Below are 22,570 nucleotides of genomic sequence, written 5' to 3'. Positions count from 1 at the left end.
CCCATCATCGGCCGTCTCAGGCCGTCCCCCAGCTCTCGACGCGCCACTCGCCGTCCTCCCGGACGAGGACCACGACCATCGACTCGTCGGGTACGGAGCCATCCTCGGCGGTGTAGGAGACCCTGACGGTGACCTGGGCCGCGTCGCCGTACATCTCCGGCTCGCCGAAGACCATGTCCCGATTCACTGCGCGCGGGTTGGGGTCGGCGTAGGTGCGCTTCCCCTCCGCGGCGTCGATCATCGCGCTCGCGCCGCCGCCGTCGAGAAGCTCGTCGCCCTCGTCGGAGGCCAGCTCGTAGAGGGTGGTGACCGAGGTGGTCTCCATGAACTCGCGGGTGACCTCGGCCGGGGTCGAGCCGCGCGCCAGCAGCCAGAGCGTGAGCGCGGTGAGAGCCGCGGCGACCACCAGCACTCCGGATATGCGTACTCCGCGACGCCAGCGGCTGCCGCGGGTCACGATGCTCGCCCGCTGCGGAGGCTGTCCCACGAGCAACACCGTAACTTCACTCCTGCTGGTCGGGGGCCACATCGACAGAGACGGTCAAGGTCGAGGTGGTGGCTTCGGTGTAGATGACCCCCTTCACAGGAGGCACATCGGCATAGTCACGTCCCCAGGCGACGCTCACGTAGCGATCGTCGGCCCTGGTGTCGTTCGTCGGGTCGAGGGCGAGCCATTGGCCCGTCCCCGCGCCGCTGCGGTCTGCCCCGTAGTGGGGCACCCACACCTCCACCCAGGCATGGGAGGCATCGGCTCCGACGAGCCGCGGCTTCCCCGGCGGAGGGGTGGTGGCGAGGTAGCCGGAAACATAGCGGGCCGCGAGCCCGTGCGCTCGAAAACAGGCCAACATCAGGTGAGCGAAATCCTGGCAGACACCACCCTTGGCCTCGAAGATCTCCGGGATCGTCGAGGTGACCGTCGTGGCGGTGTCGTCGTAGTCGAACCCGGCATGGATCCGGTGCATCAGATCCTCCGCCGCCTCCACGATCGGTCGCTGCTCGGTCAAGGAGACGGCACCGAAGTCGTACGCCTCCTGGGTGTGCTCAACCAGCGGCGAGGCCACCGCCAGGTCGGTCGCCCGCCAGGCGCCGGGGATCGTGGGGTCGACCAGCGGCCGCGCCCGCTCCCACGGCTGGTCGAAGCTCGCCTCGTCATAGACCGGTGTGCTGACCTCCACCTCGGAGACGGCCGTGATCTCGAGCAACTGATGCGGCTCGAGGACCTGGAAGTACGTCACCGTGTTGCCATAGAAGTCGACATCGCTCGACTGGTCCGCGGGCGCCGGCGTGACCTGAACCTCCGCCTTCTCGACATGCTGGTGAGGCAGCTCCCGCGGCGTGACGTTGGCGATCCCGAACGAGTTCGTCACGTCCTCGTCGTAGGAATAGGTCGTCGTGTGGTTGACCCGGTATCTCACCCGCCGGATGCTATCCCGACCACCGCCACGTCGCCGGGGTCGATGAAGTCTCGTGCCTCAACGCGCCGACCGCGCGGCCGATTGCGGGAAGCCTTCTCGTGCTCGCGATCAGACGTACTGTCCATGCCACCAACCTATGCTCAACTGAGCGATTGCGCCGGGAGGGCGTTGAGGGGCTGGGGGGCGGGGCCGGTGGCGAAGTGGACGTCGCTGATGGCGTCGGCGAGGCGGACGAGCTGGGCCTGGACCTGGTCGAGGAAGGACTCCAGGTTGGGGCGGCCGACACCGCCGATGGCGACGAGGCCGGCGACCTCGGTGCGGTCGAGCATGTCGGTGATGTCGTCGAGGAGCCGCTCGGGGCGGGACGAGCCGGTCGAGCCGGGGAGCTTGGTGAGGTGGAGGCGCAGCTCGTGTAGGCAGAAGGCGAGCGAGCGGGGGTTGTCGCGGTCCATGATGAGCAGGTCGAGCACTCCCCCGGTGCGTACGTAGCCCCGGTAGCGGCGGCGGTGGGTGACCGCGGACTCGGCGGAGGCGAGGACGGCATTGAGCACGGCCCGGTCGACCTCGAGCCCCCTCCGCACCGTGGTCGTCGCACGGAGCAGATGACAGACCTGCATCGACCGCTCCAGGAACCGTCCCAGCCGGATCGAGTGGTAGCCCTCGTCGCGGATCATGCTTGCCACGATCCCCTGCATCGCCAGGATGCCGTGCAGCATCTCGGCACCCGACTCGGCGATCTGCAGCGAGTGCGGGTTGACCCGGAGCTCCTCGGCGGCCCGGTCGGTCGCGGAGAAGATCCGCCACATGTCGGGGCTGAGCTGGTCGCGTACGCCACTGAAGGCCTGTCGCATCCCGGCCAGCGACTGCGCGGCCGACCCCGGCCGGTCGGCGTCCAGCAGCATGGACCGGAACTCGGCGTCGATATCGGCGTCGGCGTGGCCGTGCCCGCCCAGCCGGTCGAGCGCGCTCAGCATCACCTCGAGGCTGATGCCGCCGGACGTACGCGGCCTGGTCCTGAAGTCCTCGGCCAGCACGTGCGTGGCCAGGATGAGCCGGATGAGGTCCTCGGCACGCTCCGCGTAGCGCCCCGACCAGTACATGTCCTCGAGCGCACGCGGGACGAGCACCGTGACCGAGCGCGAATGGGTCATCGGGAGCACGTCGGCCAGACCCTGGTCGGCGTCCTGCGGCGACTCCTTGAGCACCCAGACGTCCTTGCTGCACGGCGGCAGCCCGGTCTCGTCGGCCCGGATCGAGGCCAGGCCACCGACCAGCGGCCGGTAGGCAGAGCCGTAGCGGAGCGAGAACGTACGCAGCGTCAGCGGCCGGCCGACCGCACCGTGCCCCTCGGCCCAGGTCGGAGCCTGGGAGAGCGTGATCCTCTCCTGCCCGACATGGCGGTAGGGATCGGCCGCGATCCTGGCGGCCAGCTCCTCGGGCGTTCCGTCGACGATCGTCCCTTCCAGGGTCCGCACGACCAGGTCGCCCGCGGCCAGGCGCCGCTCGACCTCCTCGCGCTGGGCGGGGTCGCCGCACCACCAGGTGCCGAGCGACGCCAGCCGCAACGGCTCCCCGAGCAGGGCCTCGCAGGCGGCGGGAAGATAGGGAACCAGCCCCGGGTTCTCGAGCACGCCGGCCCCGAACCCGTTGACCACCCGCACGTTGCCGCGGCGTACGGCCTCGATCAGGCCGGCCACGCCGAGCTGGCTGTCGCCGCGGAGCTCGAGGGGGTCGGACCAGGTCGCATCGACGCGCCGCAGGATCACGTCGACCCGCTCCAGCCGGTCGCCGTGGCCGCGCATGAGGACCTCGCCGTTGCGTACGGTCAGGTCGGCGCCCTGGACCAGCGGGAAACCGAGCGTCGAGGCGAGAAAGGCCTGGTCGTAGGCGGTCTCGGAGTGGGTGCCCGGGGACAGGACGACGACCCGCGGGTCGGCCTGGTCACCGGGCGCCGACTCCAGCAGAGCGCTGCGGAGAGCCGCGAAGTAGGGCTCCATCCGGTGCAGCCCGGCATCGCGGTGCAGCTCGGGGAGCACCCGGCTGATCACCCGGCGGTTCTCCATCGCGTAGCCGATCCCGCTCGGCGCCTGGGTGCGGTCGGCGAGCACCCGCCACTCACCGTCGGGGGTACGACCCAGGTCGGTGGCAGCAAGAACGAGCGGCCGCGGGTCGTGGTTGCTGGCCCGGGCTGCGACGCGGTGGAAGCCGTGATGGCCGAAGACCACCGCCGCCGGGACGATCCCGTCCTGGAGCAGACGCTGCGGGCCGTAGAGGTCGACGAGGATCGCATTGAGCAGCTCGGCACGCTGGGCCAGGCCGACCTCGAGGATGCGCCACTGCGCGGGGTCGATGACGAGCGGCACGGGGTCGAGCCGCCAGGGCTCGGGTCTGGCGCCGGGACGCAGGTAGGTGACCCCGTCGTCGGCGAGGAACCGCTCGACATCGTGGCCGATCCGGCTCAGCGTCGCCGGCGTGATCGAGACGGCCGTCTCGGCCATCGGCTTCCACGCGGGGCGTAGGGTGCCGTCGGGCCCGACGACCTCGTCGTAGGGCTGGTCGGTCGCGTCGAGGAGGCCGAGGGCGTCGGCGTACTCGCGAAGGACGGTCACCGCACCACCCGTCGGAGATCCAGGGTGTGCGGGTTGTCGGGAGTGGTGCCGCGGGCCGCGCGCTCACGCATCTCCGCGACGTCCAGCCGGCCGGAGGTGTGGCCGCGCGCCTCGAACCTGCTCGCGCGGCGTGCCTCGGCCTCGTTGGCGTTCACCGGCGGGTGGTCGTAGCTGCGGCCGCCCGGGTGCACGACGTGGTAGGTCGCGCCACCGAGGCTGGTCTCGGAGGCGATGTCGACGACGTCGAAGTGCAGCGGCGCCTGGACGTCGATGCTGGGATGGAGGCTCGACCACGGGCTCCACGCCTTGAACCGGACGCCGGCGTAGAACGTGTCCGGAACAGGAGTGGGGGTCAGCGGCACCGGAACACCCTGACACGTCACCAGCTGCCGGTCGAGGTCGATCCCTCTCGCCGAGATCTGGACCCGCTCGACCGAGGAGTCGACGTAGCGTGCCGTGCCCGACTCGGTGGCCTCCTCGCCGAGGACGTTCCAGGGCTCGATCGCCTGCCGCAGCTCCAGCTCGATACTGGTCATGGGATCCACGGCGACCCGCGCGAGCCCGATCCGTGGAAAGCGGAACTCGGCGTACGCAGCCAGCCACTGCGACTCGAACGGGATCCCGTGGCGGCGCAGGTCGGCCACGACCTCCTCGATGTCGCGCAGGCACCCCTGCGGGAGCAGGAAGTCCTCGTGGAGGGCGCTGCCGTGGCGGACCAGGGGCGCCTCGTACGGCTCCTCCCAGAACCACGCGACCAGGCTCCGGACCAGGAGCGACTGGAGGAGCGCCATCTGCGGGTGCGGCGGCATCTCGAAGCCACGGAGCTCGAGGAGGCCGAGGCGTCCTCGGGAGGAGTCCGGGGAGTAGAGCTTGTCGATGCAGAACTCGGCGCGGTGGGTGTTGCCGGTCAGGTCGGTGAGCAGGTGGCGCAGGGCCCGGTCGATCATCCACGGGCGGGGTTCGGGGTGTTCCCGGGTGATCCGGGCGACCTCCTGCAGCGCGATCTCCATCTCGTAGACCGCCTCCGGGCGGCCCTCGTCGAACCGCGGCGCCTGGCTGGTCGGGCCGATGAAGCGGCCGGAGAAGAGATAGGAGAGTGAAGGGTGGCGCTGCCAATAGCGGATCAGGCTGGCCAGCAGGTCGGGCCGCCGGAGCAGGGGGCTGCGCTCGGGGCTACGTCCGCCGAGGGTGAGGTGGTTGCCGCCGCCGGTGCCGGTGTGGAGCCCGTCGAGATCGAACTTCTCGGTGGACAGACGAGCCTGACGAGCCTGCTCGTAGAGCGTCGTGATCAGCTCCCGCTGCTCCGCCCAGGTGGCGGTCGGCTGCACGTTGACCTCGATCACGCCGGGGTCCGGGGTGACCGTCAGCCGTGCCAGGCGGGCATCGGGCGGCGGACCGTAGCCTTCGAGCACGACCTGCGTGCCCTGGTCGGAGACGGCCCGCTCGATCACCCGGAGCAGGGCGACGTAGTCCTCCAGCCGATCGGTCGGCGGCAGGAACACATGGACCAGCCCGTCGCGCTCCTCGATCGCGAGCGCGGTGGTCGGTGCCTCGTCGGGATCGGTGACGGTGACCTGCGGGATCTCCGGGTCGAGCGGCGCTTCCGCGGTCAGGTAGGACGGTTCACCCTGGAACTCCGGGTCGTGCCAGGAGATCGAGTCGAGCGGCAGCCGCAGCCCGACCGCCGAGGTGCCCGGCGCGAGCACCAGCCGCCCGCGCCGGAACCGCCACTGCGGGCTCGTCCACTCCCCGTCGTTGGTGTTGATCGGGATCACCCAGCCGACCGGCTCGGTGACCTCCTTGTCGAGCTCGGTGACGTTCAGGTCACCGCGATCCGCGGCGTCGTCCGGCCTGGGGCCGTCGGGCTGACGCACCTCCTGGGCGATCTTCGCCAGCGGATCCTCGTACGCCGGAAACACCTGCTCCTCGGGAAGCCCGAGAATCCTGGCGATGGCGTCGGCCACAGCACTCGCCGAATCCGTAGTAGTGGCAGTCGAATCTGCACTTGTGGGCGACGAAACTCGACTTTCGTCGCCCACTTCTACCGATTCGGCCTCCGCTTCTACCGATTCGGCGGGGGGCCAGGGGTCGGCGAAGAGGGTCTGGTCGCTCCACAGCGGCTGGCCGTCCGTACGCCACTGCAGGTCGATGTTCCAGCGCGGGAGGGGCTCGCCGGGGTACCACTTGCCCTGGCCGCGGTGGACGATCCCGCCCTTGCCGTAGACCTTGCGCAGGCGCTCGGCCAGGTCAGCGGCGAGCTCGCGCTTGTGCGGGCCATCGGCGTCGGTGTTCCACTGAGCACTCTTCTGGTCGTCCAACGACACGAAGGTCGGCTCGCCGCCCATGGTCAGCTCGACGCCGGCGGCCTGGAGACGCTGGTCGACCGCCTCGCCCAGGGCGTCGATCCGGTCCCACTCCTGGGCGGTGTAGGGCAGCGTCACCCGAGGGTCCTCGTGGATCCGGGTGACCTCGTTGGCGAAGGAGAAGGTGACCTCGACCGGGTCGGTGGCCCCCTCGATCGGGGCCGCGGAGGACGGGTGCGGCGTCGCCGAGAGCGGGATGTGGCCCTCGCCGGCGAACAGGGCCGAGGTCGGGTCGAGCCCGATCCAGCCGGCTCCCGGGACGAACACCTCGCACCACGCATGCAGGTCGGTGAAGTCCTCGGTCGGGCCGGAGGGGCCGTCGAGCGACTCCTGGTCGGCGGCCAGCTGCACCAGATAGCCGGAGACGAACCGTGCCGCGAGGCCGTACTGACGCAGCAGGGACACCAGCAGCCACGCCGAGTCGCGGCACGAGCCGATGCCCAGCCGCAGGGTCTCGTCGGGTGTCTGTACGCCTGGCTCCATCCGCACCGAGTAGGCGACGTCCGAGTTGACCGCCTGGTTGACGCTCGCCAGGAAGTCGACGGTGCGGACGCCGTCCTCGGGCAGCGCCGGCAATTGCTGCCGCCAGGCATCGGCCGCCGTCGCCGACTCCACGTCGCGGAGGTAGGGCGCCAGATCGGCCTTCAGCTGCGGCTCGTAGTCGAAGGGGAAGGTCTCGGCGTACTCCTCCACGAAGAAGTCGAACGGGTTGATCACCACCATGTCGGCGACCAGCCCCACGGTGACCTCGAGCTTGTCGGTCTTCTCCGGGAAGACCAGCCGTGCGAGCCAGTTGCCGAACGGGTCCTGCTGCCAGTTGATGAAGTGCGCCGCCGGCGTCACCGACAGCGAGTAGGCCTCGATCGGGGTCCGGGTGTGTGGCGCCGGGCGCAGGCGTACGACGTGCGGACCGACCCCCACCGGCTGCGCGAACTCGTAGGTGGTCCGATGTTCGAGCGCAACCTTGATCGACATGGGGTCAAGCCTGACCGATCGAGGTTGCGCCAGGGTAACGAACCGCCGGGCCGGCGTCTGACGAACCTGCTGAGCGACGCGTCCGTTGAGCTGGATTCAAGTCCTGGCTCGAATTGGCGCGTGACTTATCACGAATAGGGAACGGCTTGATCCGAATCTGCTGATTGGTAAATGCATTTCATCGCGACTAAACCCAGGCGGGCAATCAGTGGAATTCCGCATCTTCCAGGTCGCCGGGATCTATTACCCCACGGGGTGTTTATGACAGCAGTCAGGCCTATGGCACAAGGAGCCGATACCGCAGGTGCCTATCCGCCGAGGCGCGCCTCCGACGTCGGCAACCAAGTCGGGGAACACCACGTTTCACCTGGTATGAAGGCATTGGCGGTTGAACCTGGACGGTATCCCCGGCTAGAAGTTGGCCTGATGAGATTACGCCACTTATTCAGGTTATGAGGCGAATCAATTGGTTTGAGAAAGTTCTTGACTTTGTGCTTCAAGTCGGCTCAGGATGCACTCAGAACGACCCAACAGCAACAAAGGAGATGTCGTGATTTCTCGGACTCGAATCGCCGCTGTCGTCGCTGGACTCGCACTGGCCACGGTCGCCGCACCAGTCATGGCCAGCCCCGTTCCACCTCCAATTCCTGACCCTCCGGTCCCCGGCACTCCGGGCACTCCGATTCCGGACACGCCCGACGTCCCGGACACTCCGGAAACCCCGGACGTACCCGACACCCCGGACGTCCCCGACACCCCGGACGTACCCGGCACTCCGGACGTACCGGAAACCCCGGACGTACCTGGCACTCCGGACGTTCCGGAGACACCGGACGTTCCCGACGTACCCGAAGTTCCCGACACCCCGGACGTTCCCGACACACCGATCCCGGACGTCCCGGACGGTCCGGGGATCCCGGAGACTCCGGACGTTCCCGTTCCGGACAGCCCGGCTGCGGACGTTCCTGCCGCAGACGTTCCCGTCCCGGAGGTCCCGGTCCCGGACGTTCCGATCCCGGATGTTCCGATCCCGGACGTCCCCGTCCCCGGCGTCCCCGGAGTTCCCGGCGTTCCCGAGCTCCCCGGCGTCACCGACAGCCTGCTGGGCATCATCAACAGCCTCCCGGTCGTCGGCCCGGTCCTGACGGACCTGCTCAACTCGATCCTCGGGAAGCTCCCCCTGCCGTAGAGGCATCCACCGTTACCCAATCAGCAGAGGTCCAGCAGCATCGATGCTGTTGGACCTCTGCTATTTGGCCGGGCGACGCCGAACCTCAGCCCTTCGGGAACGAACCCGCGAGCTCGATGAGGCGGGTGTTGGCCACGGCCTCGCCGATCGAGACACGTACGCCCTCGGGCGGGTAGGGGCGGACCATCAGGCCGACCTCGTCGGCAGCCGCGGCGAACTCGGCGCAGCGCTCGGGAGAGCCGAAGGCGAACCATACGAAGTTGCCCTGCGCGTCGGGGATGTCCCAGCCGGCGGCGCGGACGCCCTCGACCACCCGGGTCCGCTCGGCCACCACGTGGTCGACGCGAGCCAGCAGCTCGGTCTGCCGCTCGAGCGAGGCGACGCCGGCGGCCTGGGCGACCACGTTGACGCCGAAAGGCAGCGCCATTGCCCGCAGGGTGGCGGCGATCGGGGCCGGCGCGAAGGCGTAGCCGACCCGGAAGCCGGCCAGCCCGTAGGCCTTGGAGAACGTACGCAGGACCACCACGTTGGCCCGCGCGCGATAGGTGGCGATGCCGTCGACGGCGTCGTCCATGCGTACGAACTCGGCGTAGGCCTCGTCGACCACGACCAGCACGTGCTCGGGCACCTTCGCGAGGAAGGCGTCGAGCTCGGCCTGGGTGACCGAGGTGCCGGTCGGGTTGTTGGGCGTGCAGACGAAGACGACCTTCGTCCGCTCCGTGATGGCCGCCGCCATCGCGTCCAGGTCGTGATGACCGTCCCCGCTGACCGGCACCTTCACCGCGGTCGCGCCGGCCGCGAGCACCGCGATCGGGTAGGCCTCGAAGCTGCGCCAGGCGAAGACGACCTCGTCCTCGGGACCGCAGTAGGCCGAGACCAGCTGGAAGATCAGCGCCACGGCGCCGGTCGAGAGAGCGAGCTCCTCGGCCGGCACCTTGTAGGCCGTCGCGAGCGCCTCGTAGAGCTCGGTGTTGCCCGCGTCGGGGTAGCGGTTGACCCGCCCCGCCGCCTCGGCGGCGACCTCCACCACCCCGTCCAGCGGCGGGTAGGGGTTCTCGTTGGAGGAGAGCTTGTAGGTCACCAGACCGGGCCGCTCGACCGGCGGCTTGCCCGCGACGTACGCAGGCATCGCGGCGACACTGGGACGGGGCTGTGGGGTGCTCATATCGTGAGATCCTAGGTCGGGATGACCTCGCCCCCGTAAACCACGGGAACGTCGCGGCCGACCACGATGTCAAGCGGGTTGGTGACGCAGCGCACCGACCCGCCGCCGAGGTGGAGCTCGCTCATCTCGACGATCCGGATCGTGAAGCCCCAGCCCTCGAGGACGGTGCGGATGCGGTCCGGGCAGGACGGCATCACGATGGTGCGGCCGATCACGATCGAGTTGGCGGCGAAGGTGCTGAGCGCCTCCTCCTCGGTGATGAACAGCGGCTCGGGGACCAGGTCGACGAGCGCCTGCGCCGACTCGGGAGCGAGGGCGTCCGGGCAGATGATCGCGCGGCGCTCGTCGAGCGGGCAGAAGGCCAGGTCGAGGTGGTACATCCCCGAGTGGGTCGTCCGTACGCCCAGGACGCGCACGCCCATCTCGGTCGCCAACGTCTTCAGCGCCATCTCGTCGGTGCGCGGCCCGGTGCCGGCGACCAGGTGGCCGGCGTACGGGAAGACGTCGCCCGCCTCGAAGGTCGGTCCGACCCCGTCCTTGCCGACGTACGCCGTCCCCCAGCCGTTCGCGGCGAACCACTCGATCGCGGAGTTCGTCTCGTTGCGGCGCTCGGGGAAGCGCATGTGGGAGAGGAGCACGTGCCTCCGGCCGTCCGCGAGGGTGGCCGCGAAGCCGAGGTTCATCGCGTAGACCATGTCGGGGCTGTCCTCGCGCGGCGCGATGACGTCGACGCGGCCGCCGAGCTCCTCGATGGTGGCCCTCAGGGTGTCCCACTGCGCGCGAGCACGGACCGGATCCGGCTGGATCTCGGTGTCCATGAACGGGTTGATGGCGTAGTCGATGCGGTAGTGCGTCGGCTCGGTCATCAGGTAGTGACGGCCCCAGCTCAGCGATGTGCTCACTCGTACCCCTCTCAGGTCTGATCGTCGGATTGCCTGATTGACTGATTGTCAGACAATCCTGTGCCGTTAGGTTAGAGCACGAACGGTCATCACCGGAAGCCGACGCAGATAGGACAATGGGTCCATGTTCGAGTCGCTCACCCTGGACGAACCCGCATCGACGGTCGACCGCGTCGCCGACGAGCTCCGCCGGGCGGTGTTCGAGGGCGAGCTCGAGTCGGGCACTCCGCTGCGCGAGCACGGTCTCGCCGAGTCGCTGGGAGTCGGCCGTTCCACGGTCCGTGAGGCGCTGACCATCCTGGTCGCCGAGGGCCTGGCCACCCGCGCACCCAACAAGGGGGTCGCCGTCGCCACCCCCGAGGCCGCCTCGGTACGTGACGTCTGCGCCGCCCGCTGGGTGCTCGAAGGGGCCGGCGTACGTAACTGGCGGAGCGCCTCCGCCGAGGCGCGCCGGGCGGTGCACGAGTCGCTCGATGCGTACATCTCGGCGGTTCACTCGGAGCGCGCGACCTACCGCGAGCTCAATGAGCGCCACCTCGCCTTCCATCTCTCGCTGGTGGCTCTCACCGGGTCACCGCGGCTGGTCGCGATGCAGAAGCATCTGGTGCTCGAGCTCAAGCTCTCGCTCGCCCAGGTCGACCGCATCCGCCGCAACGCCCACGACCAGGCCGAGGACCACGCCGCCCTCGTCCGCCTCCTCGACGCGGACCGCATCGACGGCGCCGAGCAGTTCCTGGAGAAGCACCTCTCCGACGCCGCCCACGCCATCTGCAAGGCGCTCCGCCTGGAGCAGTGACCCCGGGGTAACACAGTCGCCACACCTCGCGCGCGCCCCTTACGTACGTCCAGCGGAGCCTGACACACTCACGAACATGCGCATCGTGACCTGGCTCATCACCAACGCCGTCGCTCTGGCCGTGGCGACCTGGCTCGTCGGCGGGATCTACTTCGACGGACCGACCAGCGGCATGGAGGAGGTCAAGCAGAAGCTGCTCCCGCTGCTGATCGTCGCTCTCGTGCTCGGTCTCGTGTCGTCGTTCGTCAAGCCGATCGTGACGTTCTTCACGTTCCCGTTCATCCTGCTCACCCTGGGCCTGCTCCTGCTGGTGATCAACGCGGCGATGCTCGGCCTGACCGCGTGGGTCCTGGGCCCGACCGGGGTGGGTTTCCACGTCGACGGGTTCTGGGCGGCGGTCCTCGGTGGCATCATCATCTCGATCGTCGGCTGGGGCGTCGACCGCGTCTGGCCGGAGAGCGACGAGTGAGGCCCAGATTCCACATCCGCCACGCGTTCTTGGCGGAAATGTAAAACTCGGGCCATGAAGATCGCGGTCGTCTGCCTGGGCAACATCTGCCGTTCTCCGATGGCGGAGGTGGTGCTGCGGGACCGTCTCGACGGTGCCGGGCTCGATGACGTCGAGCTCGTCTCCGCCGGCACCGGCGGCTGGCACGCGGGCGAGAAGATGGACCGTCGGGCGGCTGCGACGCTGCTCGAGGCGGGCTACGACCCCGAGCGTCACCGGGCCCAGCAGTGGCCGGTCGGGGACCCCGAGACGTACGACCTCGTGCTCGCGATGGATGCCGACAATCTGGCCGATCTGGCTGGTCAGGCACCGGAGAGCGGGCTGCGGATGTTCCGTGATTTCGATCCCGAAGGCCCCGGCGACGTGCCCGATCCCTATTACGGTGGTGCCGAGGGGTTCCGGGAGGTGCTGGCGATGGTGGAGCGTACGAGTGATGCGATCGTTGCATCCGTCGCCTCGGCGAGGCCCGGTTCGTGACCCGTCAGCCCGCGGTCGCCCGTCGCGCCGAGCAGCTGCTCGGGGCGGCGGTGGTGAGCACATCTCCGGTCGCGGGCGGTGACATCTCGACCGCCACCAAGATCCGGCTCAGTGACGGCTCGCTGGTGCTGATGAAGGCTCTCTCCCCGCCACGTGACGACTTCGTCGCCGCCGAGGCCCGCGGGCTGCGCTGGCTGGAGGAGTCGGGGGCCGTGAAGGTCCCTGAGGTCCTCGCCGCCGAGCCCGACTGCCTCGTCCTGCGCTGGATCGAGCCCGGCCGACCCAACGCCGAGACGGCCGAGGAGCTCGGCCGCGCGCTCGCGCGCCTGCACAGCACCCCGGTGTCGGGTTTCGGGGCCGACAGGGACGGGTTCATCGGCCGGCTGCCGATGCCCAACAAGCCCGCGGACACCTGGGCCGAGTTCTATGCCGTACGCCGCCTGCTCCCCTATCTCAGGGCCGCGCGCGACCGTGGCGCCATCGACGCCGCCGGCGCCGAGCGCGTCGAGCAGGTCGTCGGGAAGCTGCCCTCGCTGATCCCGGAGGAGCCGCCGGCCCTGCTCCACGGCGATCTCTGGAACGGCAACGTGCTCTGGGACCGGAGCAGCGAGGCCTGGCTCATCGACCCCGCAGCGTACGCCGGTCACCGTGAGGTCGACCTCGCCATGCTCGCGCTCTTCGGCCTGCCCCACCTGGAGCGGATGATGTCCGCCTACGAGGACGCGACCCCGCTCGCCGAGGGCTGGGAGGACCGCCAGGGCCTCCACCAGCTGTTCCCGCTGCTCGTGCACGCCGCCATGTTCGGCGGTGGCTACGGCGCCCGCGCCGCCACCGTGGCGGCTCGCTACCTCTGATTCCCTGGGAAACCAGAAAACCCCTGGTTACCCAGGGGTTTTCGGATGGCGGTGACGGTGGGATTTGAACCCACGGTAGGTCTCCCTACACAACATTTCGAGTGTTGCACCATCGGCCGCTCGGACACGTCACCGCCGAATAAGTTACAACCTCGGGTGGTCTTCGCCGAAATCGGGGCCGCCTCGCTGGGATCCGAAGAAGTCCTCCAGCAGCGCGCGCTGTTCCTCGGCCATCAGCCCGGCGACGACCTCCGGCCGGTGGTTGAGCCGGCGGTCGCGTACGACGTCCCACAGCGAGCCGACCGCGCCGGCCTTGTCGTCGAAGGCGCCGAAGACGATCCGCTCGACCCTGGCCAGGACCGCGGCGCCGGCGCACATCGTGCACGGCTCCAGCGTCACCACGAGCGTGCAGCCCTCCAGGCGCCACTCTCCGCGCGCCTTGGCGGCCTCGCGCAGCGCGACCACCTCGGCATGTCCGGTGGGGTCGGCCTCGGCCTCGCGTATGTTGCGGCCCCTCCCGATCACCGCACCGGACGGGTCGACGACGACCGCGCCGATCGGTACGTCACCGGTCGCCAGCGCAGCACGACCCTCATCGAGAGCGGCCCGCATCGGGGCCTCCCAGCGGTTGGCTGGGGTCACGCCGGCATGAGCCCGACGGCGTCGTCGAAGGCCTCGCCGCAGCCGATCGCCCGGGCGATCTCGGAGAGCGTCTCGTCGGGGTAGAGGTCGTCCTCGAACATGTCGTCGAGCAGCATGCCCATCTCGACGGCGCTCATCCCGAAGTCGGCGAGGATGCCGAGGTCACCGGCGGGATCGGGCTCCTCCTCGTCCTCGACCTCTTCCGGCAGCGGAAGCCCGAGCACGTCGAGAGCCGACGCCGCCAGCTCCCACTCGTCGGCCGCGGTCACATCGGAGAGCAGCACCTTGGTCGCTGCACCGTGGACCCGGACGATCACGAAGAAGTCCTCGTCGATCGCCGCCATCGCGATCGCGCCGCCATCGCCTGGGAAGCGGTGGAGCGCGTGCGTCAGAGTCTCGACATCGGTCAGGAGGTCGTGAGCGAGTTCGCGCACGACCCAGGCGCCGTCCTCGCGATACATCGCGACGGCGAAGTCAACACCCTCGATCTGCTCCAGCTGATCAGACACACGACCAGAGTGACACCGAAACCGCCGTGGGTCTAGGGGGAATTGATGACCTTAGGACGAAGCGATCGTAGGGTTCAGCCCATGGAGACCCTCGTTGTGGACCACCCTCTCGTCGCCCACAAGCTCACCACCCTGCGCAACAAAGAGACCGACTCGTCGACGTTCCGTCGTCTCGCCGACGAGCTCGTCACGCTGCTCGCCTACGAGGCGACCCGCGGGGTGCGGGTCGCCCCGGTCGACATCGTCACCCCGGTCGCTGCGACCCAGGGCGTACGCCTCACCGACCCGCAGCCGCTGATCGTTCCCATCCTCCGGGCCGGTCTCGGGATGCTCGACGGGATGATCCGGCTGCTGCCGACGGCGGAGGTCGGCTTCCTCGGCATGGTCCGCAACGAGGAGACGCTCGAGGCGACGACGTACGCCGAGCGTCTCCCCGCCGACCTCTCCGGTCGCCAGTGCTACGTGGTCGACCCGATGCTCGCCACCGGTGGCACCCTCGCCGCGGCGATCGACTTCCTGGTCAAGCGCGGCGCCGATGACATCACCGCCGTCGTGCTTCTCGCCGCTCCGGAGGGCGTCGCCGCCCTGGAGAAGGAGCTCGAGGGCGTCGACGCCCCCGTCCGCGTCGTCACCGCCGCGATGGACGAGAAGCTCAACGAGAAGGGCTACATCGTCCCGGGCCTCGGTGACGCCGGCGACCGGCTCTACGGCGTCGCGGGCTGACGTCGTCGGACGTGTAACACGCTGTTCGCAGGACTTCTCGCCCTATCTGAACGGGCGAGTAGTCCTACGAACGACGTGTTACAGGGGCGCCGTCAGGCCTTGATGGTCACCTTCTCCTCGACGTACGGCTGTGCCTCGGCGATCTCGGCATCGGCCACCTCGGCGGCACGGGCCCTGCGCTTGGCGGCGACGGCCTTGAACGGCCAGGTGAGGAGCTGGTCGAGTGTGATCCGGCCGGGGGCGACGAGGCCGAGCACGAGGGCGGCGGCACCGAGCGCGGCGGGGAGCTCCCAGCCGCCCTGGTCGACGAAGACCTCGGTGGTGCGGTGGGCGTACCAGATCGCTCCGGCCATCTGACCCGCCAGCAGCACGCCCACGATCGGGGCGAAGAGGCCGATCGCGAGCAGGGCGCCGCCGACGAGCTCGACGTAGGTCGCCACCTGAGCGGCGATCGCGGGCTCCGGGACCCCGAGGCCGCCCAGGAACTGCTCGGTGCCGGCGAAGCCCTGGTCGTACTTCTGCCAGCCGTGCGCGACGAAGATCCCACCGACCACCACACGGGCGGCAAGCAGCACGACGTCGTTGAAAAGTCCGGTGTAGGCGTTGCGCCCCACTCGACGACTCATGTCCGGTTCTCCTCTGGGTCAGGTCAGAAACAGGCCGCACACGGTAGCGATGTGGCGCCCCGACCGGTACCGCCCGGGGCTTCCTCTCAGCCGAAGGGAAACTCTGTTATGACCTCGTGGACCGGACGCTTCCTCGGCCCCTCGCCGAGTCGTGAGTGCACCAGCGCGAACGACGAGACGGTCCAGGTCGGGCCCCGGTACGCATCGAGCAGCCGCACCCAGTTGCTGAGCTCGACCGGCGTGCCCGTCCGGGCGACCGTCAGGTGGGGCCGGAACCGGCCGCCGTCGACCTCGGCCCCGGCCTTGACCAGGGCGTTCTTCGCCCCGGCGGCGGTCCGGTCGAACTCCTCGGCGGCATCGGTCTCGACACCCGCGTAGAGGACCTTGCCCTCGGCCACGTTGGGGAAGGCGCCGCCTCCGGTGACGGTCAGCTCGAAGGGCGTACGCCGCCCCGCGGCCGTCTCCAGCCGCTCGATCGCGTCATCGAGGGACCTGTCGGGGACGTGCTCGGCGAAGGCGAGCGTCAGGTGGAGCTGGTCGGGCGCCGACCAGCGGAAGGCGGCCGCGTCGCGGCGTACGGACAAGAACTCGTCGAGATCCTCGATCACCGACTCCGGCGGGATCACCGCCACGAACATTCGATTCATCGATGTCCATTGTGCCCGGCGGCAGGGGCCTGGTCACCTGAGTTGTGTGCCGAGGAGATCGCCGACGAGATAGGTGACCAGCATCGCGAGCAGGCCGCCGGCGACGTTGCGCAGGGCCGCCCGGAAAGGTGGCGCGTAGCCGAGGCGCGCGCTGGTCCAGCCGGTGACGGCAAGCGCGCCGGTGACCGTGAGGACGGTTCCCCAGATGCGGGCGCTGTCCGGGAGGAGCATGATCGACAGCAGAGGCAGCAACGCACCGAGGGTGAACGACAGCATCGACGCCCAGGCTGCGGACCACGGCGAGGTGAGATCGTCCACGTCGATACCGAGCTCGAGGACGGCGTGAGCGCGCAATGCGTCGCGATCCGTGAGCTGCTCGGCGACCTCGGCCGCGGTCTCGGGCTCCAGCCCCCGCTCGCGCAGGAACCCCTCCAGCTCGCGCAGCTCCTCCTCAGGCATGTCCCGCAGCTCGCGACGCTCCTTGGCGATCAGCGACTTCTCGGTGTCGCGCTGGGTCGAGACGGAGACGTACTCCCCCGCCGCCATGCTGATCGCGCCCGCCACCAGAGCGGCTACACCGGCGATGAGGATCGAGGCGTCGTCGGTGGTCGCGCCGGCGACACCCATCACCACACCGGCGGTGGAGACGATGCCGTCGTTGGCGCCGAGGACGCCCGCGCGCAGCCAGTTGAGACGATTCTTCAGGCCCTCGGCCCGCTCCTCGGCGTCCCCGTGGCCCGCGTGGGCACCCTCACTGGGGAGCGTCACTGCTCGCCTCGCTGGGGACGGGCTCCTGTGGGTTCTCGCAGAAACGGACCGGGCCGCTCTCGCCGCCGTGGTACTCGTAGGTCTTGCCCCCGGCCTCGAGCACCACGCGTACGCCGTCGGTCAGCACCATCGTGTACATCTTCCCGGGCTCGGGGCAGCCGAGGCTGCCGTCGCGCCAGGTCACCTCGTCGTGGGAGACGACGGTGATCTCCTCGCTCTTCACCCCCTGACGCTTGGCCAGGTCGGCGATCGCGGCTGCGACCTTCGGGTCCTCGGCGGGCGTCGGGCTGGACGATGTGGGCACGTCAGACACGTTAGCGCCTGGGTCGGTCGCCTCGGAGCCACATCCCGCCATCGTCGGTGCCAGCGTCAGCGCCAGAACGGGCAGCAGGTACGCCGCGGGGCGGATCTTGCGCTTGCTCTTGTCGGTGCTGATCTCGGTGGGGGTCATACCCATGGGTACGTCAGCGGTTCGGGGTTCGTTGCGCACGATCAGATCCCGAACCGCGTCACACGCTCTCGCGTACGCCCGGCTCCGCGCCCCGCGTCAGCTTCGCCGTCCCAGGTGTAGACCTCGGTCCCGGTGATGAAGACGTGCTCGGCGCGGTGGTCGGTGTCGAGCGGGTCTCCGGACCAGATGACCACGTCGCCGTCGAGGCCGGGCGCGATCGCGCCGACGCGGTCATCGAGACCGAGGAAGCTCGCCGGGTTCGTGGTGATCGCGGCCAGGGCCGTGTCGCGCGGCAGGCCGTCACGTACGGCGAAGGAGGCCTGGTGGACCAGGAAGTTGATCGGGATCACCGGGTGGTCCGTGGTGATCGCGACCCGCACGCCCGCGGCGGCCATCGCGGCGATGTTGCGGTTGGCCCGGTTGCGTACCTCCACCTTCGAGCGGCTCACGAACATCGGGCCGTAGATGACCGGGATGTCCTTCTCGGCGAGCACGTCGGCGAGCAGGTGGCCCTCGGTGCCGTGGTTGACCACGAGGCGGTAGCCGAACTCCTCGCTGAGCCTGATGGCAGTGGCGATGTCGTCGGCGCGGTGGGTGTGCTGGTCCCAGGCGAGCTCACCGGCGAGGACGCGCGCGAGGGTCTCCTTGCCGAGGTCGCGATCGAAGGGCTCACCCTTCTCCTCGGCGGCCGCCCTCTTGGCGGCGTAGTTCTGGGCCTCGACGAAGGCCTTCCGGATGATGTTGGCGACACCGAGGCGGGTCGAGGGAGTCTTGTTCTGATCGCCGTAGACGCGCTTGGGGTTCTCGCCGAGGGCGCTCTTGACCGAGACCGAGTCGGAAACCACCTGCTCGTCGATGGTCCGCCCGCCCCAGGTCTTGATCGCGACCGTCTGGCCGCCGATCGGGTTGCCGGACCCGGGCTTGATCACCGCCGTGGTCACCCCGCCCGCGAGGGCGTCGCGGAAGCCCTCGTCCTCGATGTTGATGGCGTCGATCGCCCGCAGGCCCGCGCCGTCGGGGTCGGTCATCTCGTTGGTGTCGTCCCCGGCCCAGCCCTCGCCCTGCTCATGGGTGCCGATGTGGCCGTGCCCCTCGACGAACCCCGGGAGCAGCCACTTCCCGTCCGCGTCGATGATCTCGATGCCGTCGGGGATGGCGACGTCCGCTCCGACGGCGGTGACCACGCCGTCCTCGATCACGACGGTGCCGTTCTCGATCGGCTCCGCCGAGACCGGGACCACGTACGCATGGGTGATGGCGACAGAGGAACGCTGAGTCATGGCTGTCATCATGCCGGGCGCGGACGGACGACGTGCTGGAAGAGGGAGGCGTAGGTCTTCGCGGCGGTCACCAGCTCCGTGACCGCGACGCTCTCGTCGGGTCGGTGGGCCTGCTCGGCGACGGAGCCGGGGCCGAGCACGACGACCGGGATGCCCGCGCTCGCGACGAAGCCGCCGTCGCAGGCGGCGGTCCAGCCGGTCGGGGCAGCTGCGGGTGCTCCGGCTGCGGCCAGCGCGGCGGCGACGTTGTCGACAATCGGATCATCGACCGGGGTCTCGAAACCGGGCATGTCCATGGTCATCCGGACGTCGACGGCGAGGCCGCGTCCGGCGAGGTCGAGGGCGGCCAGGCGGCTCTCGACGTCCTTCCGTACGCCGCTCGCGGACTCGCCCGGGAGCAGGCGGCGGTCCGCGGTGATCCGGCAGTGTGCGGCGACGGTCGAGGTCGCCTGGCCGCCCTCGATGGTGCCGACGCTCCAGGTCGCCGGGCCGCACAGCGGGTGTGGGCGCGCGGCCAGCTCGTCGTGCCAGCGCTCGATCTCGGCGATCACCTGGGCCATGCCGTGGATCGCGTTGCGGCCGTCGGACGGGTTGCCGGAGTGGGCGGCTCGGCCGGTGAGGTCGATCTCGAGGTAGGCGTCGCCGCGGGCCGCGATCACCGGCTGCAGGCTGGTCGGCTCGACGACCAGACAGGCGATGTGATGATTTGTCGACAATCCGCGGACGAAGTGGCGGATACCGAGGCCGAGCTCTTCCTCGTCGACGAGCACGGCGAGGGTGATCGGTGGCTGGTCGGCGGTGTTGTCGACTGTGGACAATGCGACGATCGCCGCCGCCAGACCGCCCTTGGTGTCCGCGCTGCCTCGCCCGTGCAGCCGCCCGCCGCGTACGTCACCGGAGAACGGGTCACCGCTCCAGCCGTCGCCGGGCGGCACCACGTCGGAGTGGCTCACGATCAGCAGGCCCGGCCCGGGACCGCCGCCGACCCGCGCGATCAGGTTCGCGCGCCCGGGCGCGACCTCGTCGAGGGCCACCGCGAACCCGCGCCGGCGGCACTCCTCGGCGAGCACCGCGACCGTCGCGGCCTCCTCCCCCGGTGGGTTCTGACCGCGGGCGCGCACCAGCCGCTGGGCGAGCGCGACGACCTCGTCGGCATCGACTGAGGTCACCGGCCCTCCCGGACGAGACGGTCGACCGCTCGCCGGAGCCGGGCGATGCCCTCGGCGATCCGCTCGGGTGGCGTGGAGGCGAAGCAGAGGCGCATCGAGTGCGGGAAGAGCCCGCCGGGCGAGAACGCGTTGCCCGGGATCAGCGCGACGCCCTCCGCGAGGGCGACCTCGAACAGTGCGGTGGTGTCGACCGGCGGGTCGAAGGTGACCCAGAGGAAGAAGCCGCCGTCGGGGTCGGTCCAGGTGGCTCGGCCCTCGAAGTACTCGGCCAGCGCGGCGCGCATCGCCTCTTTCCGTTCCTTGTAGACAATCCGCTGATCGGCCACGTGGGCGTCGAACCCGCCCGAGTCGAGGAATCCGGCGAGCTGACGCTGCGCCGGCAGGTTGGTGCACGTGTCCATCGCCTGCTTGGCGTTGATCAGCAGCTGCCCCAGCGATGGGTCGGCGTCGACCCAGCCGACCCGAAGCCCCGGCGCGACGGTCTTGGAGAAGGTGCGCACCGAGAAGACCAGCGGGTCACCTTCGGCCAGCTCGTGCAGCGTCGGCAGCGGGTCGCCTGCGAACCGCAGCAGCCCGTAGGGGTCGTCGTCGATGAGCATCGAGCCCCACTCGCGGGCGAGCTCGATGAGCCGGATCCGGCGCTCCAGCGACAGGGTCGCCCCCGACGGGTTCTGGAAGGTCGGGATGGCGTAGATCGACTTCGGGCGGCGGCCGGTGCGGCGTACCGCTGCCTCCAGCCGCTCGACGTCGAGGCCCTCCTCGTCGACCGGGACCTCGAGGAGGTCGGCCGAGTACGAGAGCGCGGTCGCGCTGCCGTTGGTGTAGGTCGGCGCCTCGACGACGACCAGGTCGCCGGGGTCGGTGAAGAGCTTGTGGACGAGATCGAGACCCTGCATCCCACCGGAGGTGATGGTGAGCCGGTCGGAGGTGGTCTCGTCGCTGGTGCCGGCCAGCTGGGCCAGCAGCGCCTCGCGCAACGCCGGATCACCTTCCGTGGCGGCGTAGTCGAAGGCGTGCGGCTCCAGTGGGACCGCGGCCAGCGCGGCGGCCGGGATGGCGTCCTGGGCCGGGCTGCCCATGGCGAGGCGGACGATGTCGTGGGTCTGCTCGGCCAGCAGCGACGTACTGGAGTCGATCACCGAACCCACGAGGTGCTCGCTGCGCGCTGCCAGCGGCAGCCGGATGTCCGTGCGGATTGTCGACATTCGACATTCTCTCCTTGGTGGACTACTCGTTGACGATCAGCTGACGCGGCATCGAGGTCAGCGGCTCGGGCAGGTGCTCGGTGACCAGGACCGACTCGGAGAGCTCATAGGCCCAGCCGTCCATCCACATCCCGAGGATCACATGGAAGGCCATCCCGGGCTCGAGAACCGTCTCCTCACCGGCCCGGAGGCTGACCGTCCGCTCGCCCCAGTCGGGCGGGTACCCGATGCCGATCGAGTACCCGATCCGGGAGTCCTTGCTGAGCCCGTGGGCGGCGATCACCCGGGTGAAGGCGGCATGTACGTCGGCACCGGCCGCCCCCGGTTGCATCGAGCCGAGCGCGGCCTCCATGCCCTCGGCGGTCGCAGTGGCGCAGTCGAGGAGCTTGGCCGACGGTGGCCCGAGGCAGACGGTCCGGGCGAGCGGGGCGTGGTAGCGGTTGCGTACGCCGGCGAGCTCGATCGTGGTCGCCTCACCTCGCCGCAGGACCCTGTCGGTCCAGGTCAGGTGGGGTGTGTCGGCGCTGACGCCGGTCGGCAGCAGTGGCACCAGGGCTGGGTAGTCACCGCCGACTCCGCCGACGCTGACCGTCTGCGCCGCCTGGATGTCGGCCACGACGTCGCACTCGCGCCGCCCCGACCGCACCCCCGCGAGGGCCGCCGTCATCGCCCGCTCAGCGACCACGCCCGCGGCTCGCATCTCGTCCTGCTCGGCCGGCGACTTCACCAGGCGCACCCAGTTGACCAGCTCCTCGCTGTCGACGATCGGCGTGCGCGGCAGGGCCCGCTGCACGGCCAGGAAGCCGCGCACCGGCAGATAGTGGGCGTCGAGCTCCATGGCGACGACCGCATCGGGACTGTCGACAAATAGATTTAGCTCCCGCGCCCGTGCGGCGATGTGGTCGTAGGGATGGACGTCGGGCCGGTGGACCAGCTCCTCCGGATAGGCGTGGATCCGCTCCTCCGGCAGCACCGCCGTGTGCCGGGCACCGTGCGCGTCCATCGCCCGCAGGAACAGATGTGGCTCACCACGAGCCGGCACCACCGCACACTGCGGCACGTAGAACGACCAGGCGTTGTAGCCGGTCAGGTAGTAGAGGTTCGCCGGGTCCGCGACCACCAGCGCTGCCCAGCCCCGCTCCGCCATCCGCTGCTGGACCCTGCCCAGCCGCTCCGTGAACTCCTCGGGGCCGAAGACGCTCACCACACCAACACCGTTCCCGCCACTCGATCATCGTGACGGAGCGCTCTGATTGTTGACAATAGACAACCCGAAGATTTCGAACGGTCGTAGCGG

The 22,570-nt window shown here is 69.8% G+C and carries 22 protein-coding genes and 1 tRNA gene; 6 read left to right on the top strand and 17 right to left on the bottom strand.

Features of this window, described 5'->3' with window-relative positions; genetic code table 11:
* Nucleotides 1–16 precede the first annotated feature (16 nt).
* From ACIO3S_RS22505 to ACIO3S_RS22490, 4 genes are all read right to left on the bottom strand, one after another.
* Nucleotides 17–487 carry a hypothetical protein gene (locus ACIO3S_RS22505; protein ID WP_400467925.1) on the bottom strand — a complete coding sequence of 157 codons (471 nt, stop codon included), beginning with the start codon at nt 485–487 and terminating at the stop codon, nt 17–19.
* Between the two features lie 16 nt (nt 488–503).
* The gene (locus ACIO3S_RS22500; protein WP_400467924.1) at nt 504–1,415 is read right to left on the bottom strand and encodes a transglutaminase N-terminal domain-containing protein; all 912 of its coding nucleotides are present in this window, start codon (nt 1,413–1,415) and stop codon (nt 504–506) included.
* A 140-nt stretch (nt 1,416–1,555) separates the two neighbouring features.
* Complete coding sequence (locus tag ACIO3S_RS22495; protein ID WP_160026521.1) at nt 1,556–4,024, bottom strand: circularly permuted type 2 ATP-grasp protein; 2,469 nt, start codon at nt 4,022–4,024, stop codon at nt 1,556–1,558.
* A complete protein-coding gene (locus tag ACIO3S_RS22490; RefSeq protein WP_400467923.1) occupies nt 4,021–7,362 on the bottom strand; it encodes a DUF2126 domain-containing protein in 3,342 nt (1,113 codons plus the stop codon). The genes ACIO3S_RS22495 and ACIO3S_RS22490 overlap by 4 nt, the downstream gene beginning before the upstream one ends.
* A 550-nt stretch (nt 7,363–7,912) precedes the next feature.
* On the opposite strand from ACIO3S_RS22490, the gene ACIO3S_RS22485 reads away from it, so the two are divergent.
* On the top strand, nt 7,913–8,551 hold the full coding sequence (locus ACIO3S_RS22485) for a hypothetical protein (RefSeq protein ID WP_400467922.1): 639 nt from the start codon (nt 7,913–7,915) through the stop codon (nt 8,549–8,551).
* An 85-nt stretch (nt 8,552–8,636) separates the two neighbouring features.
* On the opposite strand, the gene ACIO3S_RS22480 is transcribed toward ACIO3S_RS22485, so the two are convergent.
* Both ACIO3S_RS22480 and ACIO3S_RS22475 read right to left on the bottom strand, forming a co-directional pair.
* Nucleotides 8,637–9,716: a histidinol-phosphate transaminase gene (locus ACIO3S_RS22480; RefSeq protein ID WP_400467921.1), complete on the bottom strand. Its 1,080-nt coding sequence runs from the start codon at nt 9,714–9,716 to the stop codon at nt 8,637–8,639.
* A gap of 11 nt (nt 9,717–9,727) precedes the next feature.
* The gene (locus ACIO3S_RS22475) at nt 9,728–10,618 is read right to left on the bottom strand and encodes a dimethylarginine dimethylaminohydrolase family protein (protein ID WP_400467920.1); all 891 of its coding nucleotides are present in this window, start codon (nt 10,616–10,618) and stop codon (nt 9,728–9,730) included.
* A 124-nt stretch (nt 10,619–10,742) separates the two neighbouring features.
* Here ACIO3S_RS22475 and ACIO3S_RS22470 point away from each other — a divergent pair, with 124 nt between their 5' ends.
* The 4 genes from ACIO3S_RS22470 (at nt 10,743) to ACIO3S_RS22455 (ending at nt 13,253) form a co-directional block, all read left to right on the top strand.
* Nucleotides 10,743–11,414, top strand: a complete 672-nt coding sequence (locus ACIO3S_RS22470; protein WP_400467919.1) for a GntR family transcriptional regulator — start codon at nt 10,743–10,745, stop codon at nt 11,412–11,414.
* 76 nt (nt 11,415–11,490) lie between these two features.
* Nucleotides 11,491–11,883: a phage holin family protein gene (locus tag ACIO3S_RS22465; RefSeq protein ID WP_400467918.1), complete on the top strand. Its 393-nt coding sequence runs from the start codon at nt 11,491–11,493 to the stop codon at nt 11,881–11,883.
* 54 nt (nt 11,884–11,937) lie between these two features.
* Nucleotides 11,938–12,399, top strand: a complete 462-nt coding sequence (locus tag ACIO3S_RS22460; RefSeq protein ID WP_400467917.1) for a low molecular weight protein-tyrosine-phosphatase — start codon at nt 11,938–11,940, stop codon at nt 12,397–12,399.
* Nucleotides 12,396–13,253, top strand: a complete 858-nt coding sequence (locus tag ACIO3S_RS22455) for a fructosamine kinase family protein (RefSeq protein WP_160026514.1) — start codon at nt 12,396–12,398, stop codon at nt 13,251–13,253. The genes ACIO3S_RS22460 and ACIO3S_RS22455 overlap by 4 nt, the downstream gene beginning before the upstream one ends.
* A gap of 46 nt (nt 13,254–13,299) precedes the next feature.
* On the opposite strand, the gene ACIO3S_RS22450 is transcribed toward ACIO3S_RS22455, so the two are convergent.
* The 3 genes from ACIO3S_RS22450 to ACIO3S_RS22440 form a co-directional block, all read right to left on the bottom strand.
* Nucleotides 13,300–13,387 (bottom strand) — tRNA-Ser (locus ACIO3S_RS22450).
* Nucleotides 13,388–13,397: 10 nt separating this feature from the next.
* Nucleotides 13,398–13,865 (bottom strand): nucleoside deaminase, encoded by a 468-nt coding sequence (locus ACIO3S_RS22445; protein ID WP_160029375.1) that lies wholly within the window; start codon nt 13,863–13,865, stop codon nt 13,398–13,400.
* Nucleotides 13,866–13,891: 26 nt separating this feature from the next.
* Nucleotides 13,892–14,404: a tRNA adenosine deaminase-associated protein gene (locus ACIO3S_RS22440; RefSeq protein ID WP_160026513.1), complete on the bottom strand. Its 513-nt coding sequence runs from the start codon at nt 14,402–14,404 to the stop codon at nt 13,892–13,894.
* Nucleotides 14,405–14,485: 81 nt separating this feature from the next.
* Between ACIO3S_RS22440 and upp the strand changes: the two genes are divergently transcribed.
* A complete protein-coding gene (gene upp / locus ACIO3S_RS22435) occupies nt 14,486–15,127 on the top strand; it encodes a uracil phosphoribosyltransferase (protein ID WP_160026512.1) in 642 nt (213 codons plus the stop codon).
* 92 nt (nt 15,128–15,219) lie between these two features.
* Here the strand turns inward: upp and ACIO3S_RS22430 are convergent, their stop codons facing one another.
* The 8 genes from ACIO3S_RS22430 to ACIO3S_RS22395 all read right to left on the bottom strand — a co-directional run bounded on the left by ACIO3S_RS22430 (nt 15,220) and on the right by ACIO3S_RS22395 (nt 22,477).
* On the bottom strand, nt 15,220–15,753 hold the full coding sequence (locus ACIO3S_RS22430; protein ID WP_400467916.1) for a DoxX family protein: 534 nt from the start codon (nt 15,751–15,753) through the stop codon (nt 15,220–15,222).
* Between the two features lie 86 nt (nt 15,754–15,839).
* The gene (gene thpR, locus ACIO3S_RS22425) at nt 15,840–16,400 is read right to left on the bottom strand and encodes an RNA 2',3'-cyclic phosphodiesterase (RefSeq protein WP_400467915.1); all 561 of its coding nucleotides are present in this window, start codon (nt 16,398–16,400) and stop codon (nt 15,840–15,842) included.
* 33 nt (nt 16,401–16,433) lie between these two features.
* The gene (locus tag ACIO3S_RS22420) at nt 16,434–17,168 is read right to left on the bottom strand and encodes a VIT family protein (protein WP_201451195.1); all 735 of its coding nucleotides are present in this window, start codon (nt 17,166–17,168) and stop codon (nt 16,434–16,436) included.
* Nucleotides 17,152–17,619, bottom strand: a complete 468-nt coding sequence (locus ACIO3S_RS22415; protein ID WP_400467914.1) for a hypothetical protein — start codon at nt 17,617–17,619, stop codon at nt 17,152–17,154. Before ACIO3S_RS22415 ends, ACIO3S_RS22420 begins: the two co-directional genes overlap by 17 nt.
* Before the next feature lie 41 nt (nt 17,620–17,660).
* Nucleotides 17,661–18,899 carry an amidohydrolase gene (locus ACIO3S_RS22410; RefSeq protein WP_400467913.1) on the bottom strand — a complete coding sequence of 413 codons (1,239 nt, stop codon included), beginning with the start codon at nt 18,897–18,899 and terminating at the stop codon, nt 17,661–17,663.
* Between the two features lie 8 nt (nt 18,900–18,907).
* The gene (locus tag ACIO3S_RS22405; RefSeq protein ID WP_400467912.1) at nt 18,908–20,068 is read right to left on the bottom strand and encodes a M20 family metallopeptidase; all 1,161 of its coding nucleotides are present in this window, start codon (nt 20,066–20,068) and stop codon (nt 18,908–18,910) included.
* Nucleotides 20,065–21,273: a PLP-dependent aminotransferase family protein gene (locus tag ACIO3S_RS22400; RefSeq protein ID WP_400467911.1), complete on the bottom strand. Its 1,209-nt coding sequence runs from the start codon at nt 21,271–21,273 to the stop codon at nt 20,065–20,067. The genes ACIO3S_RS22405 and ACIO3S_RS22400 overlap by 4 nt, the downstream gene beginning before the upstream one ends.
* Nucleotides 21,274–21,295: 22 nt before the next feature.
* Nucleotides 21,296–22,477, bottom strand: coding sequence for a M24 family metallopeptidase (locus ACIO3S_RS22395; protein ID WP_400467910.1), 1,182 nt, complete (start codon nt 22,475–22,477; stop codon nt 21,296–21,298).
* Nucleotides 22,478–22,570: the final 93 nt, after the last annotated feature.

It is taken from the genome of Nocardioides sp. NPDC087217, from assembly GCF_044744805.1.
Taxonomy (GTDB): domain Bacteria; phylum Actinomycetota; class Actinomycetes; order Propionibacteriales; family Nocardioidaceae; genus Nocardioides.
The sequence above is the reverse complement of the archived record's forward strand: the minus strand, read 5'-3'. Positions and strand labels throughout refer to the sequence as shown.